Origin of the sequence: Erythrobacter sp. AP23, from assembly GCF_001542855.1 — a bacterium.
Taxonomy (GTDB): Bacteria; Pseudomonadota; Alphaproteobacteria; order Sphingomonadales; family Sphingomonadaceae; genus Qipengyuania.
This window is the reverse complement of record NZ_LNBY01000015.1, coordinates 362,525-376,949: the sequence shown is the minus strand read 5'-3', so window position 1 is coordinate 376,949 and position 14,425 is coordinate 362,525. Positions and strand designations below refer to the sequence as shown.

Here is a 14,425-nt window from a genome sequence, read left to right as displayed (position 1 = left end):
TCATCAGGAGACTCGCCATGCTCAAGCACCTTGCCCTCGCCACTGCCGCGCTCGGCCTCCTGGCCGCACCCGCCCAGGCGGAAGAGACCGCCGAAGAGCCTGTCGAAATGACCCGTGGTGAAGAGAAGCTGGCCAAGTTGCTCGAAGGGCGCGAGGCTGGCGAACCCCGGCAGTGTATCCGTACATTCGGAAGCCGCAACCTGACGCAAATCGATGGTACTGCGCTGGCCTATCGCGACGGCAAGACCATATGGGTCAATTATACGCGCAATCCCGAGAGCATCGACGATAGCGATGTGATGGTCATCCGGCGGTTCGATGGCACGAGCCTGTGCCGTACCGACCAGATTCATCTGGTCGACCGCTTTAGCGGTTTTTTCAGCGGCGTCATCTTCCTCGACGAATTCGTCCCTTATAACAAGGTCGACGCCGAAGGTTGAGCACGGCGCATAATCGCGCGGCCCGCCAACACGCCGAGCAGAGCGAAGGCGGGCAACATCAATCCCGGATCCGGCAGGGCGAACCCGAGCACAGCGCCCGCCGCGCGCGCCACTGCGGTCAGGCCCAGCATTGTCGCAACGCCCACCACCAGAAGTCCGAACCCGTTGGCGGCAAGGCCATTCGCCTTGTCGCCCAGCAGCGAATCGTCGTTCATAGCCGCCAGCAAAAAAAGCGCGACGAGCGGCAGCAGGACGCCATTGAAAGCCTGAGCTGCAAGAATCGCGGGAGTGGGTTTGATAGCCGCCAATCCGAAACCCAATCCGATAACGAGAACGGCGAACCATACCGAACGAAAGCGCCAGCCGCTCGCCCGCCAGCGAGGATCGTTGGCCGCGCCGAACAGGCCCCGCGCGGTCAATGCGGCCGCAAGAGGGGCGGTCACCGCTGAAGAAACCCCCGCAGCGAGCAGGCCCATGCCAAAACCGGTTCGCGCCCAGCCGCCAAGCTGCGCGGCAAGCGCGTCGCCCAGTGCCGCGAAGGAGAACTCCCCGGCAAGCGCGGTTCCGACGACCAGAATCGCAGCAGTGATGAGTACGCCAAGGCCCACCGAAACGGCGAGGCCGAAACGCATTTCGTCCAGGCTCTGCCCGCGCGCCAACGCCGCTCCGAGAAACAGATTGTAGGGCACGACAGTCGTCCCCACGAGCGCCAGGACTGCCAGCAAGGCGGCGGGATCGTCCGCGAAACCGGGGGTCGGGACGAGACCGGAAAGCAGCGGGCCGATGGCAGGAGCCAGCGAAATCGCCACAAGCAGGAACCCGGCGCCCATCAGCGCGACGAAGATCGCCATGAGCCGTGCTACTCCCTGCGGCGATCCGGCGAGCAGCAAACAGCCCGCGGCGCTCGCCAGGATCACGGTCACCACGTCCTTCGACAGATCGATCGCAAGCATCGCGCCGGCCGCCCCGCCGAGTATGTTGCTCGCTTCGTAGGCCGCACAGCCCAGCAGAACCGCGCCGCCGACCAGCAACAAGGTGGCCACGCGTGCAAAGCCTCTCGGGTAGCGACGGCGCAGGACGGTTGCGAGATCGTCACCCGTCGCCACCGACAGACGGCCGGCAAATTCCTGCAAGGTAAAGGTCGCGATGCCCGAGAACAGGATAGCCCACAGCAGCGCCGGGCCGATATTCGCACCCGCGCTCGCCGCCGCGGCGACCGTACCGGGCCCAATGAACGCCGCCGCGATTGCGGACCACAACAGGATCGAACCGATACGCTTCATCGCCAGCCCTTGTGACGCAAGCCGAGGCGCGCCGCAATCAGGCGCGCTTGGCTCCCGTTTCGCACAGCGCCTGCGCGGGGCAAGCGGCGCAGTGGTGTGCCGACGGGCGACACCAGGTCTGGCCGAGCTTCTTCATCAGCAGGTGATGCTCGTCGTAATCCGCGCCCGACCACTCCTCGGGCATGGCCGGCATGATCGCGTCGAACGCGCGTGCCGTGCTGGCTTTGGCGGGAACCAGCCCCATCCGCTGGAGGATGCGGGTGTGATGTCCGTCGAGCACGACAGCGCGGCGGTCGAGCGTGCTGGCGTTCATTACTCCCGCCGCGATCTTGCGCCCGATGCCGGGCAGGCGTTCGAGCCACTCCATCGCCGGTCCGGTTTCCATATCCGCAAGATGCGCAAGATCCACCGCACCGCGCAAGTCGATCAGTGCGGAGAGGCTCGCCTTGAGCCGCTCGGCAGCGATCGCGGGATAGGTCTGAGTCGCAAGCTCCGCCTGCAATTCTTCCAGCGGGGCATCGGCGACCGCCTCCCAGCTTCCCCAGCGTTTCAGCAGGCGATCCGTCGCCGCATTGGAGATTTCGGATTTGGTCCGCGCGCCGATCACTCCTTGCACCAGCACCCATTCGGGCCGCCGCCAACTCGCGGCCGCGCGTTCGATATGCCCGAAGCGCTGGACCAGCAGTGCCTGTAGCCGACGCAGAGTTTCGCTACGCGGATCGGGCTCGAAAGGGAGTTCGAATTCAGTCAATCTGTTTCAATCGAAATCGGGTGGGATCCCGCGCCGGTTAGAGCGATTCCGGTAGATAGTCGCCAAGCAGGCTGCGTTCCATCGCATTGCCCCACCCCGCACCGTGGTCGCTGGTGTTTCTCTCCACATGGGCCGGCGTGATCCGGTGCTCCCCATAGGCCAGCAAGGACAGCACGGCCCCGGGACGCAAATGCCAGCTCGCCCAGGCCAGCGGCGTATCGCCATGGGCGTCGCGCACTTCCTTGTCGGCTCCATGATCGAGCAATAGCTGGATACCCCGCGGGTCTGCGAACGCGGCCGCGCGGTGCAGCGGAGTTTCACCGCGCGTTCTCACATCGCGCATGAACCCGCCGGTTTCCCGCCCCGGCACGGTCGCGGCATTGGTATCCGCCCCATGCTCGAGCAGCAGCCGGACGACATAGTTGTAGTGGGGACGACCCGCCTTGCAGAAGGCACTGTGGAGCGCGGTTTCGCCGGTGTCCGCATTGGCATAGCGCGCATCGGCGCCTTGCATCAGCAGGAAGTCGCACATCTTCCAGTGACCGAAGAACGCGGCGTTTCCCAATTCTTCATCGAGGTCGATGCTCGACAAGTCCCCGCCGGCATCGAGCACCAGCTTCATTGCAGTGACGTCGTCGTAATAGACCAGCCACTGCAGCGGCTTGATGCGCCCCTGCGTCAAAACGTCGCGCCAGTCGTCGCGCTTCAACAGATCGACGAACAGGTCGGTCCGCCCGGAGGCGATGCGAATCAGCACTTCGTCTGGCTGCATTGACTACTCCCATTCGATATTGGTGGGCGGCTTCGAAGCACCGTCATACACCAGCCGATTGATACGCTGAACATCATTGGTGATGTGGGAGGCGACACGGCCGCGGGCGACGCTCCCATGGCCCGAATTCCGCGCTCGTCCCGTTGGCTCCGTCTATTCGCCGCGCGCAAACCGCTCCACGAAATCCCCGACACCCTCCATGTCGTCAAAGCCGAAGATGTAGGCGATTTCGACCGTATCCGAGAAATCGAGCCCACCTGCAGCGACCGCCGGGTTCACATAGGCAGCTACCGGGTTGTGAAGGTCGGACAGGCGTTTTGCTTCGGCCCAGATCGGGCCGATGTGCGGGTCGGCGAGCAGCGCCTGCCAGTGCCGATTTTCCGTCGTATTGAAGGCGGGCGAGCCATTGTCAGGGAAATTGCCGTCCTGGATGCGGTGATAGCGTGTGTTGTAGACGACCGTCTGCATCGCCTCGTCACTGGTCATGCTTTCATTCCAATAACTGTGCTGGACCACGTGAACGCCGGTCCACATGTCCTTTGGCAGCTGCTCGACCGCAGCAGCGGTCACGTCGGACTGCCCCGCCTCGGCAACCCACACCCTGCCGCCACGCGCAATAGTCGTGTGCATCCGCTCGGCGAGCGCGACGACCGTGGCATCGCGATCGGTGTGCGCGTCCAACCACTTGGCGCCGAATGCGAGAGTGAAGAGCTGTGCTGCCGGAAGAAACTTCCCGCCCTGCGAGCCATAGGCACCGGCGGTGGCGATATAGTCGATACAGGCATAGTCGGGGTGCCTGAGCACCGATCCCAGCCCCGCGACCGCCTGCAAATCATCGACGTCGGGTTTGGAATCGTAATTGGCAACCAGAAGATCGCGCGAGGGATCGTACAGGCCCAGCTTTTCGGGAGCCTTGCAGTCAAGCGCTGTCGCGACGTCCGGCGTGGTTGCGCATGCGGCAAGGCAAAGCGTCAGCGGTATGAGGAGGACTGTTCCGCTAGATATCGAAGTCAAGTCCCGCCCCTCCCCGCTTTGCGCTCTACTGCTGCAATTGTCCGCGAATTGCGCCCCTGGGATATTCTGCCGTGTGGACGTTCACGTAATAATTGCCGATGCCTTCGTCGAAGGCCTGTTGCACCCACGAGGTATCGCTGCTGCATCCACGCCAGCCGCCCTCGGTCGCCTGCTTGAGAGGGAGGACCACTGGACCATCCGTTCCTGCGGCACCGCGATGGATATGCGCGCCCGTGATCGGCGCAATGTTTTCAAGATCGCTCAGGTCCCAGCACACCCGCGTAAGCTCGTCGGCAAAGCTGATTTCCGCCAACCCCGACCCATCGGGATCGCCCGGATGCACCTCGTTCGCGCCGCTTAGTTCGGCAGTATAGGTCGAAGAAATGGCCTCGGTATAGGTCTGCTGGACCGTTTCGCAGCCGGTAAGAGCGATAGCAGCGGTGGCGGTGACAAGCGTGCGACGGATCATTGGGGCTCCCCTTGCGACAATAAGTCTCGCAATTGGAACGGGAGGCTGTGGGGGATGTTCCCCGGCCTCCGCTGGCCTCACTCCCATTCGATCGTGCCCGGGGGCTTCGACGTATAGTCGTATACCACGCGGTTGATGCCCTGTACCTCGTTGATGATGCGCGTGGCGACGCGGCTGAGAAAAGTGCTGTCGAAGGGATAGATATCGGCAGTCATGCCATCGGTGCTGGTCACCGCACGCAGTCCGCAGACGCTGTCGTAGGTGCGCCCGTCGCCCATCACGCCGACGGTCTTGACCGGCAGCAGCACGGCGAAGGCCTGCCAGATCGCGTCGTAAAGACCCGCATTGCGGATTTCCTCAAGGTAGATCGCGTCGGCCTTGCGCAGGATGTCGCAGCGTTCCTTGGTCACTTCGCCAGGGATGCGGATGGCCAGGCCCGGGCCGGGGAAGGGATGGCGGCCCACGAAAATCTCGGGCAGGCCCAGCTCGCGCCCCAATTCGCGGACCTCGTCCTTGAACAGTTCGCGCAAGGGTTCGACCAGTTGCATGTTCATACGTTCTGGAAGACCGCCGACATTGTGGTGGCTCTTGATCGTGACGCTGGGCCCGCCGGTAAAGCTGACGCTTTCGATCACGTCGGGATAAAGCGTGCCCTGTGCGAGGAAATCCGCGCCACCGATCTTCTTGGCCTCGGCCTCGAACAGGTCGATGAAGGCGCCGCCGATGAACTTGCGCTTCTTTTCGGGGTCGGTCTGGCCGGCCAGCCCTTCGAGAAACATGTCCTCGGCATCCACGTGGACCAGCGGGATATTGTAATGGTCGCGGAACAGCGTGACGACCTGCTCGGCCTCGTTCATGCGCATCAGACCGTGGTCGACGAATACGCAAGTCAGCTGTTCGCCGATCGCCTCGTGGATGAGGACTGCGGCAACCGCGGAATCGACGCCGCCCGACAGGCCACAGATGACCTTGCCGTCGCCGACCTGTTCACGGATTTCGGCGATCTTGGTCTTGCGGAATTCGGCCATGGTCCAGTCGCCCGCCAGGCCGCAGACGTGACGCACGAAATTGGCCAGCAGCTTGCCGCCATCGGGCGTATGGACCACTTCGGGATGGAACTGGGTGCCGTAATAGCGGCGCTCGTCATCGGCGATCAGCGCGAAGGGCGCACCGGAGCTTGTTGCGACGATACGGAAACCCTCGGCAATCCGGGTAACCTTGTCACCGTGGCTCATCCAAACCTGGTGCGTTTCGCCCGGCTTCCACAGGCCGTCGAAAAGGACGCATTCATCCGACACCTCGCAGAATGCGCGGCCGAACTCGCCGCCCTCGCCGGTTTCATGCCCCGGGCGGACCTCGCCGCCGAGCTGGTGGGTCATGACCTGCTGGCCATAGCAAATGCCGAGTACGGGCACGCCGGATCCGAAGATGATGTCGGGCGCGCGCGGGCTGTCTTCATCGGGCACGCTGGCCGGGCCGCCGGACAGGATCACACCCTTGGGCTTGAGCCGATTGAAGGCATCTTCCGCCTGTGTGAACGGTGCGATCTCCGAATAGACCCCCGCCTCGCGCACGCGGCGTGCAATAAGCTGGGTGACCTGACTGCCGAAGTCGACGATCAGAATGGAATCGGGAAGATGTTCTGCCTGCATGGCGCACCCGTTAAGGCCAGCGCGCCACGCCTGTCCAGCACCAGCGAACCGATTGAGTGGCAGACGCTGGAGAACGGGCCTAGCGGCGCTTGCGGCGGTGCCTGCTCGACATTGCGGCTGTGCATTTCGATGCAATTCGCAAGGAATGCCCGGACCTTCTCCCGCCGGGAATAGCGGAATGCCGCTCATCAGGCCCAAATGCATATGAATACTGCGTTGCGCAAAACGCAACGTCGTTCAACCTTTTCTCACTTTCTATCACTCGACTGAAAGATTATTACCGACTTCACAGCCGGACGGTGACCCCTGATACTCCGTCCCGGACGATTTGCAGGAGCGTCGGTCCCCCAAGCAACCGTGCTTCTGGCCTTCCTCGCCAATAGCGGCCGGCCACCGGCCCCCCGCACCGGCGAGGCGATATGGCAGCGAGTAGAGACGCGGCCGCCGACATTCCTCTCCCTCCCCCCTAGAAGTCGGCGCCGCGTCTCGAAACGCTCGCAGCGATTCGCTCGTGTAACTTTCGCAAAGGCGTACGCGAACGTCCTTGCACACTCACGCAAGGAGATTTGTCATGTTCGATGTCGCAAACCGTTTCGCCGCCCTCATTTTGGCCGCCGGTCTAACCAGCCTGCTGCTCTCGCCGACGGTAATCTAGACGGGCAAGCCCCGCCGCTCGGCCTCCGCGCGCAGGTCGGTCTTGAGCAGCTTGCCGATATGGCTGCGCGGCATGTCTTCGATCGCGTGAAGCTGGGCAAGGCGCTGGGTCTTGCCCAGCCGCGCATTGACCCTCTCGCGGATCGCCTCGCAGTCGCCCGCACCGTTTTTTAGGGTAACGAATCCCACGGGCGTTTCGCCCCAACGCTCGCTCGGCACGCCGATTACTGCGGCTTCGACCACCTCGGCCTCGCGCAGCAATTCGCCTTCGAGATCGACGGGGAAGATGTTGAACCCGCCCGAGATGATCATGTCCTTGGCGCGGCCGACTAGCTCGACGAAACCCTCGGCATCCACACGGCCGATATCGCCCATCCGCTGCCACACTTCGCCCGTTTCGGGATCGGTCCAGTAGCCTTCGCGCGTTTTATCCGGCTGGTTCTTGTAACCTGCCATCATGGTCTGGCTGCGCCCGATCAGATTGCCCGCTTCGCCCGGCGGCACGGGCTTATCGGCATCGTCGAGCACTTTCAATTCGCTGCCCGGCGCGGGGCGGCCGACAGTGTGCAGCTTGTCGGGGAACTTGTGCGCTTCGAGCAGGCACACCACCCCGCCCTCGGTCATCGAATAGATTTCGATCAGCGCGCCGGGCATCCGGTCGAGAACTTCGCGCTTCAGGTCTGCCGGGAAAGGCGCGGAGGTGCAGTACTTAAGCTGCAGGCTGGACAGATCGAAGTCATCGAAGCGCGGTTCCTGCATCAGGCGCCGGTATTGAACCGGCACCAGCATTGTCGCGGTCGCCCGGTCGTCTTGCGCGAATTCCAGCCACCGAAGCACGTCGAACTTGCGCATGACCCTCACGGTCCCGCCCGCAAGCAGTGGTGGCAGGAAAGCAACCATGGTGGTGTTCGAATACAGCGGAGTCGAGGCCAGCGTGCGCACCGGCAGGCCGCTCTCGAGCCAGCTCGCCGCCGTCGATGCGAATTGCCGCCAGCGCATCAGGTGCGAATGGACGATACCCTTGGGCGTGCCGGTCGTCCCGCTGGAATAGATTATGTTGAACGGATCGCCCGGTTGCGGGTCGAAAGCCGGTGCGATGGTCCCTTCCGGCGCCATCCAGCTATCGAGATCTTCGTCGAGCACGACGCGCGTCATGCCCGCGAAGCAATCCTCGCCCAGTTCGACCAGCTTCGCGCGATCGATGAAGATGTGCTGCGCGCCCGAATCGCTCGCCATTCCGGCTAGCTGGTCGGGACTGGCGCTGGTGGTCAGTGGCGCTGCCACTCCGCCCGCGCGCACCGCGGCGAGAAACACCAGCGCATAGGGGATCGAGGAATAGCCGAGGATTGCTACCGACTGGCCTCGCTCGAAACCTTCCTCTGCCAGCCGCGCGGCGATCCGCTCGACCCTGTCGCCCAGTTCGGACCAGGTCAGCTCGCCATCGTCGTCTCGCATCGCGACCTGGCTGCCCAGGGCTGCGGCGTTGGCGGCGATGATTTGCGGAAAGCTGCCGAAGGGTTCGGCCAGCGCGGCAATCTGTGTCTCTCCCATGCGCGCACCCTATCGCTGCGCACGCGCCTGTCGAGAGACTAGATCAGCATTCGATCACATTGACCGCCAGACCGCCCTGGCTCGTCTCCTTGTACTTGCTCGACATGTCGAGCCCGGTCTGGCGCATGGTCTCGATCACCTGGTCGAGGCTGACGCGGGTGTCGGTCTCGGGCCGGTGCAGCGCGAGGCGCGCGGCATTGACCGCCTTGACCGCGCCGATGGCGTTGCGCTCGATACAGGGCACCTGCACGAGCCCGCCGACAGGATCGCAGGTCAGGCCGAGATTGTGTTCCATGCCGATTTCCGCCGCGCAGGCGACTTGCTGGGGCGAGGCGCCCCACAGCGCCGCGAGCCCGCCCGCAGCCATCGAGCAGGCGACGCCGACCTCGCCCTGGCAGCCCATCTCGGCGCCAGAAATACTCGCGCGCTGCTTGTAGAGCAGCCCGATCGCGCCCGCGGTGAGCAGGAAAGTGCGGCGCCGCTCGGTACAGCGAGCGCCCTCGTCCTCGCAATAGAAGCGGATGACCGCCGGGATGATACCCGCTGCTCCATTGGTCGGAGCGGTGACCACGCGCCCGCCGGCGGCGTTCTCCTCGTTCACCGCCATGGCATAGCAATTGAGCCAGTCGAACAATTGTTCGCGTTCGTTCGATTGCGGGTTGGCGGAGAGCTTGTCCCACAGATCGGGCGCACGCCGCGCGACTTTCAACCCACCCGGCAGAATGCCGCGCTGGGTGAGCCCGCGATCGATGCACTGGTCCATCGCGCTGGCGATACGGTCGATGCCGTCGAGCGTCTTGTCGCGCGGGCGGAAGGCATCCTCGTTTGCAAGAACGAGTTCCGCGATCGGAAGGCCGGCCTCCTCGCATGCCGCGAGCAACTCTTCCGCCGAACCGAAATCATGCGGCACGCGCGCGCCCGCATTGATCCGGTCGTCCTTGGGCTTGCGCTTCAATTGCGCTTCGGAGGCGACGAAGCCGCCGCCGGTCGAATAATAGGTGCGCTTGGACAGCTGCTTGGCCGCGTCATCATAGGCAGTCAGCGTCATGCCATTTGGGTGCAGATCGGGAATGATATGCCCTGCGAGCTCGATATCGCCGCTCGGGTCGAATGCGATCTCGCGCGCGCCTCCGAGTTTGAGTCGTTTGTTGCTGCGCAGCCGATCAAGCGCGACCGCCGCTTCGTCGGGGCAGGTCGTGTCGGGCGCAAAGCCCATCAGGCCGAGGATCGTGGCATCTACCGTCCCGTGACCCACACCCGTCAGCGCCAGAGAGCCCTGCAATTCGACGGCCACTCGTGCGGTCTTGTCCAGCTTGCCCGACTTGGCCAGCGCCCGGACGAAGGTCCGCGCAATCCGCATCGGCCCGACCGTGTGCGAGGACGAGGGGCCGATCCCGATTCTGAAGATGTCGAGTACCGAAAGCATAGCTCGCGGGATGCGCTTTTCGCATGCCGAAATCAACCGGTTGCAGCTGAAACCGGGGATACGTCAATCTGTGGGTAAAATCGGCGGCAAAACTTTGGATTTCCGCCACCGAAAGCCTATATGATCGGCATGGACGATACCCCTGAAAATACGGGCGCAGAAGCGCCGAAAAAGAACGGTTACGGCGCAGACTCGATCAAGGTCCTCAAGGGCCTTGACGCAGTGCGCAAACGGCCTGGCATGTATATCGGCGATACCGACGATGGATCGGGTCTCCACCACATGGTTTTCGAAGTGTCGGACAATGCGATCGACGAGGCGCTCGCCGGTCACTGCGACCTCGTCCTGATCGAACTAAATCCCGATGGCAGCGTGTCGGTCGAAGACAATGGCCGCGGCATCCCTGTCGACATGCACAAGGAAGAGGGCGTGTCGGCGGCCGAGGTCATCATGACCCAGCTGCACGCGGGCGGCAAGTTCGAGAACACCAGCGACGACAACGCCTACAAGGTCTCGGGCGGGCTGCACGGCGTGGGCGTTTCGGTGGTGAACGCGCTCTCGGAATGGCTCGAACTCACCATCTGGCGCGACGGCAAGGAGCACTGGATGCGCTTCGAGCACGGCGATGCGGTCGAGAGCCTGCGCATTGTGGGCGATGCGCCCAAGGTCGAGCAGAACCCTGACGAGAACGGATTCAAGAAGGGCACGCGCGTCACCTTCAAGGCTTCCGAAGACACCTTCAAGAACGTCACCGAGTTCGATTTCGAGAAGCTCGAGCACCGTTATCGCGAGCTCGCATTCCTCAATTCGGGCGTGCGCATCCTGCTGCGCGACAAACGGCACGAGCAGCCTCTCGAGCACGACCTGTTCTACGAAGGCGGGATCGCCGCCTTCGTCAAATACCTGGACCGCAACAAGCAGGCGCTGGTGGCCGAACCGATCGCGGTTTCGGCAGAAAAGGACGGCATCGGCATCGACGTCGCGCTCGAATGGAACGACAGCTATTACGAAAACGTCCTCACCTTCACCAACAACATCCCGCAGCGCGACGGCGGCACACACCTCGCCGCATTCCGCACCGCGCTAACCCGCACGCTCAACAATTACGCATCCAACTCGGGATTGCTGAAGAAAGAAAAGGTCTCGCTTTCGGGAGAGGACATGCGCGAAGGCCTGACCGCCATCGTATCGGTAAAGCTGCCCGATCCCAAATTCTCCAGCCAGACCAAGGACAAGCTGGTCAGCTCGGAAGTTCGCCAGCCCCTGGAATCGCTGATGGGCGAGAAAATGGGCGAATGGCTGGAGGAAAACCCGAACGAGGCCAAGGCGATCGTCCAGAAGGTGATCGATGCCGCCGCCGCACGCGAAGCCGCACGCAAGGCACGCGAGATGAGCCGCAAGGGCGCGATGAGCATCGCTTCGCTCCCCGGCAAGCTCGCCGACTGCCAAGATCGCAACCCCGCCAATTGCGAACTCTTCCTGGTCGAGGGTGATTCGGCGGGCGGCTCGGCCAAGCAGGGCCGCGACCGCAAGACGCAGGCGATCCTGCCCCTGAAGGGCAAGATCCTCAATGTCGAACGCGCGCGTTTCGACCGGATCATCTCGTCGAAGGAAGTCGGCACGCTGATCCAGGCGATGGGCACGGGCCTGCGCGACGAATTCGACCTCGAAAAGCTGCGCTATCACAAGATCGTGATCATGACCGACGCCGACGTCGACGGCGCGCATATCCGCACGCTTCTGCTCACCTTCTTCCACCGCCAGATGCCCGAGATCGTCAAGGCCGGGCACCTCTTCATCGCGCAGCCCCCGCTCTACAAGGTGACCCGCGGCAAGAGCGAGGTCTATCTGAAAGACCAGGCAGCCTATGATCGCTACCTGATCGCGCAGGGGCTCGACGGACGGGTGCTCGAAACCCAAGGCGGCGGCGTTCGCGGCGGCGGCGAACTGGAAGCGCTGGTCGAACACGGACTTCGCATGCGCAACCTGCTCGGCTTCGTGCCGCGCAAGTACAAGACCGACCTGATCGAGGCGATGGCGCTCGCTGGCGCGCTCGATCCGCAAGGGGACCGCTCGGCGGCGCTCGACCGCGTTGCCGCGCACCTGCAGATGGGCGATCCCGAAGCGCGCTGGAGCGCCGAGACCGGCGAGGACGGCAAGGTCCGCCTCAGCCGACTCTGGCGCGGGGTAACCGACGTCCACGAGATCGATCCCGCCTTCCTCGACAGCGCGGAGGCACGCAAGCTCCACCGCGTCGCGCATGACTTTGCGGATCTTTACACGAGCCCCATGCGGCTCGTGCGAAGCGGGACCGGCGCCGAGGCAGATGAGGTCGATGCCAGCGATACGGAGGACGATGCGCCGATCCTTGCCGACGATGCGATCACCCTCCCCACGCAGCTGCTCGAATCCGTCATCGCCGCTGGACGCAAGGGCCAGAAAATCCAGCGTTACAAGGGTCTTGGCGAAATGAATGCCGAGCAGCTGTGGGAAACCACGCTCGATCCCGACAACCGCGCGTTGCTGCAGGTGAAGGTCGAGGATGCCGATGTGACCGACGAGATCTTCACCCGCCTGATGGGCGACGTCGTCGAACCGCGCCGCGAATTCATCCAGGACAACGCGCTCAACGTCGCCAATCTGGACGTCTGACCGAGTGAGCGGGGGGCAGGCAACCAAGGGGGTCGAGCAGGGCGGGTTTCTGCTCTTCCTCGGCCTCGTCTCGGCGGCCTTGCTGGCTGTCGTACTGCCCTTCGCGCGCCCGCTTCTCTGGGCGGCGCTGGGCGCGATCCTGTTCCAGCCGCTCTATCGCTGGTTTCACGAGAAGCGCCCGGAAAAGGAAAGCCAGTCCGCGCTCGCCAGCATGGTGGTGATCCTGTTTGCGGTCGTCCTGCCGGCATTTTGGATCGGCAGCGCCGTGGTCGACGAGGCCGCTGGGCTCTTTCTGGCTTTTCGCGACGGCGATATCGACGTTTCGATCTACTTCGAACGGGTGTTCGCTGCGCTTCCCGCCAATATCCAGACCTCGCTCGCCAGCGCCGGCTTTGGCGATTTCGTCGCGGTGCAGGAGCGCGCAACCGCCTTCGTCCAAGCCAGTCTGGGACTCATCGCAACCCAGGCCATCGCCATCGGCGGCAGCGTCTTCGGCTTCGTGCTGGCTTTCGCCGTTGGTCTCTATGTCAGCTTTTTCCTCCTGCGCGACGGGCGCGCGGTCGGCGATGCGATCCTCGCGGCGCTGCCGATGGAGCGCCCTGTCGCCGACCGCCTCGCCGAACGCTTCCTCATGATCGTACGTGCAACGATCAAGGGCTCGGTCGTGGTCGGGCTGGTACAGGGGGCGCTGGGGGCGCTGACCTTCTGGATCGTGGGCATTCCTTCGGTCCTGCTGCTTGGCGTGATCATGGCGATCGCTTCGCTATTACCCGCACTCGGACCGGCGATCGTGTGGGTCCCGGCGGCGATCTATCTGTTGGCGACGGGTGCGATCTGGGAAGGCGTGGTGGTCATCATCTCGGGCGTCGCTCTGATCGGCATGGCGGACAATGTCCTGCGCCCGATCCTCGTCGGTCGCGATACGGGCATTCCCGACTGGCTGGTCCTCGTCACCACGCTTGGCGGGATCGCCACGATGGGCTTGTCGGGCATCGTCGTTGGCCCGCTGGTCTGCGGGCTGTTCCTCGCGGCCTGGGGGATCTTTGCCGAGCAACGCGGGCCCGACGGCGCGAGCGCAGCCGAGAGGCCCGAGCGCGAGGCCGGAGCCTGACTAAGCCGCGCGGATATCCTTCGTACCGCGCGCGCCGCCATCTTTGGCGTCGAGCCCGTCGAATATGGCCGATACGATCAGCGCCAGCTTCTCCTCGCTCAGCCGTTCGTCGAGCATGGCGATCAGGTAGGGCTGCAAATAGCAGATCACCATCTGGTTGATCAGCGACAAGGCGGTGTCGACCTCGAGGCCTTCGAGGAATCCTTCTGCCTGTGCCTCGGCGATAAGCTCACACAGATAATGATCGCCGAGGTCGATATAGCTGCGCGCATATTCGAAGTAGCGCTCGCCCATTTCGACATAGAGGTTGAAGGTCGCCGGATCGTCGCGGAAATTCTTGCGCAGCAACCGAAAGCGGCGGGCGAAGAATTCGTACATTTTGCGGCGCGGCGGTAGGTCGGAGGCCATCACCTCGTCCATGACGGCGAGCTTGGGCGCGAACCATTCGGCGGTAATTGCCTCGAACAGATCGCCGTCTTCGGGGAAAACCACCTCGACCCGTGAGCGGGCGATCTTAAGCTCGGCAGCCAGCCGGGTGCGGGTGACTTCTTCGCCCGTGCGCTCCATCAGCGTCATCGCCTCGCGCGCGAAGCGACTGCGCAATTCGTCGATGTCCTTCTCGCTCACGCTGGCGCGCTCCCCAATTGGCC

At 63.7% G+C, this 14,425-nt stretch carries 12 protein-coding genes and 1 pseudogene; 3 read left to right on the top strand and 10 right to left on the bottom strand.

Features of this window, described 5'->3' with window-relative positions; all coding sequences use genetic code 11:
• The first annotated feature begins 17 nt into the window (after positions 1–17).
• Positions 18–440, top strand: a complete 423-nt coding sequence (locus tag ASS64_RS08585; protein WP_067692740.1) for a hypothetical protein — start codon at positions 18–20, stop codon at positions 438–440.
• On the opposite strand, the gene ASS64_RS08580 is transcribed toward ASS64_RS08585, so the two are convergent.
• The 9 genes and pseudogenes from ASS64_RS08580 to ASS64_RS08545 all read right to left on the bottom strand — a co-directional run bounded on the left by ASS64_RS08580 (position 413) and on the right by ASS64_RS08545 (position 10,012).
• A complete protein-coding gene (locus tag ASS64_RS08580; RefSeq protein WP_067692735.1) occupies positions 413–1,723 on the bottom strand; it encodes an NRAMP family divalent metal transporter in 1,311 nt (436 codons plus the stop codon). The two genes, ASS64_RS08585 and ASS64_RS08580, sit on opposite strands and share 28 nt — an antisense overlap.
• Before the next feature lie 37 nt (positions 1,724–1,760).
• Positions 1,761–2,474, bottom strand: a complete 714-nt coding sequence (gene nth / locus ASS64_RS08575) for an endonuclease III (protein WP_067692732.1) — start codon at positions 2,472–2,474, stop codon at positions 1,761–1,763.
• A gap of 37 nt (positions 2,475–2,511) precedes the next feature.
• Positions 2,512–3,246 (bottom strand): ankyrin repeat domain-containing protein, encoded by a 735-nt coding sequence (locus tag ASS64_RS08570; RefSeq protein WP_067692718.1) that lies wholly within the window; start codon positions 3,244–3,246, stop codon positions 2,512–2,514.
• A gap of 3 nt (positions 3,247–3,249) precedes the next feature.
• Positions 3,250–3,333, bottom strand: a pseudogene (locus tag ASS64_RS17115) (hypothetical protein); the annotation flags it as partial.
• 66 nt (positions 3,334–3,399) lie between these two features.
• Positions 3,400–4,260: a hypothetical protein gene (locus tag ASS64_RS08565; RefSeq protein ID WP_067692715.1), complete on the bottom strand. Its 861-nt coding sequence runs from the start codon at positions 4,258–4,260 to the stop codon at positions 3,400–3,402.
• Between the two features lie 25 nt (positions 4,261–4,285).
• A complete protein-coding gene (locus tag ASS64_RS08560; RefSeq protein WP_067692712.1) occupies positions 4,286–4,729 on the bottom strand; it encodes a CHRD domain-containing protein in 444 nt (147 codons plus the stop codon).
• Positions 4,730–4,806: 77 nt separating this feature from the next.
• Complete coding sequence (gene guaA, locus ASS64_RS08555; RefSeq protein ID WP_067692711.1) at positions 4,807–6,381, bottom strand: glutamine-hydrolyzing GMP synthase; 1,575 nt, start codon at positions 6,379–6,381, stop codon at positions 4,807–4,809.
• Between the two features lie 651 nt (positions 6,382–7,032).
• The gene (locus tag ASS64_RS08550; protein ID WP_067692706.1) at positions 7,033–8,586 is read right to left on the bottom strand and encodes a class I adenylate-forming enzyme family protein; all 1,554 of its coding nucleotides are present in this window, start codon (positions 8,584–8,586) and stop codon (positions 7,033–7,035) included.
• A 43-nt stretch (positions 8,587–8,629) separates the two neighbouring features.
• Positions 8,630–10,012 (bottom strand): L-serine ammonia-lyase, encoded by a 1,383-nt coding sequence (locus ASS64_RS08545; RefSeq protein WP_067692703.1) that lies wholly within the window; start codon positions 10,010–10,012, stop codon positions 8,630–8,632.
• A gap of 129 nt (positions 10,013–10,141) precedes the next feature.
• Here ASS64_RS08545 and gyrB point away from each other — a divergent pair, with 129 nt between their 5' ends.
• On the top strand, positions 10,142–12,664 hold the full coding sequence (gyrB, locus tag ASS64_RS08540) for a DNA topoisomerase (ATP-hydrolyzing) subunit B (protein WP_067693153.1): 2,523 nt from the start codon (positions 10,142–10,144) through the stop codon (positions 12,662–12,664).
• A gap of 4 nt (positions 12,665–12,668) precedes the next feature.
• On the top strand, positions 12,669–13,775 hold the full coding sequence (locus tag ASS64_RS08535; protein WP_067692697.1) for an AI-2E family transporter: 1,107 nt from the start codon (positions 12,669–12,671) through the stop codon (positions 13,773–13,775).
• Here the strand turns inward: ASS64_RS08535 and ASS64_RS08530 are convergent, their stop codons facing one another.
• Positions 13,776–14,402, bottom strand: coding sequence for a hypothetical protein (locus ASS64_RS08530; protein WP_083508247.1), 627 nt, complete (start codon positions 14,400–14,402; stop codon positions 13,776–13,778).
• Positions 14,403–14,425: the final 23 nt, after the last annotated feature.

Coding starts and splice junctions, on each gene's coding strand:
- ASS64_RS08585 (WP_067692740.1), top strand. CDS start 18: ATGCTCAAGCACCTTGCCCTCGCCACTGCCGCGCTCGGCCTCCTGGCC.
- ASS64_RS08580 (WP_067692735.1), bottom strand. CDS start 1,723: ATGAAGCGTATCGGTTCGATCCTGTTGTGGTCCGCAATCGCGGCGGCG.
- ASS64_RS08570 (WP_067692718.1), bottom strand. CDS start 3,246: ATGCAGCCAGACGAAGTGCTGATTCGCATCGCCTCCGGGCGGACCGAC.
- ASS64_RS08560 (WP_067692712.1), bottom strand. CDS start 4,729: ATGATCCGTCGCACGCTTGTCACCGCCACCGCTGCTATCGCTCTTACC.
- guaA (WP_067692711.1), bottom strand. CDS start 6,381: ATGCAGGCAGAACATCTTCCCGATTCCATTCTGATCGTCGACTTCGGC.
- ASS64_RS08550 (WP_067692706.1), bottom strand. CDS start 8,586: ATGGGAGAGACACAGATTGCCGCGCTGGCCGAACCCTTCGGCAGCTTT.
- ASS64_RS08545 (WP_067692703.1), bottom strand. CDS start 10,012: ATGCTTTCGGTACTCGACATCTTCAGAATCGGGATCGGCCCCTCGTCC.
- gyrB (WP_067693153.1), top strand. CDS start 10,142: ATGGACGATACCCCTGAAAATACGGGCGCAGAAGCGCCGAAAAAGAAC.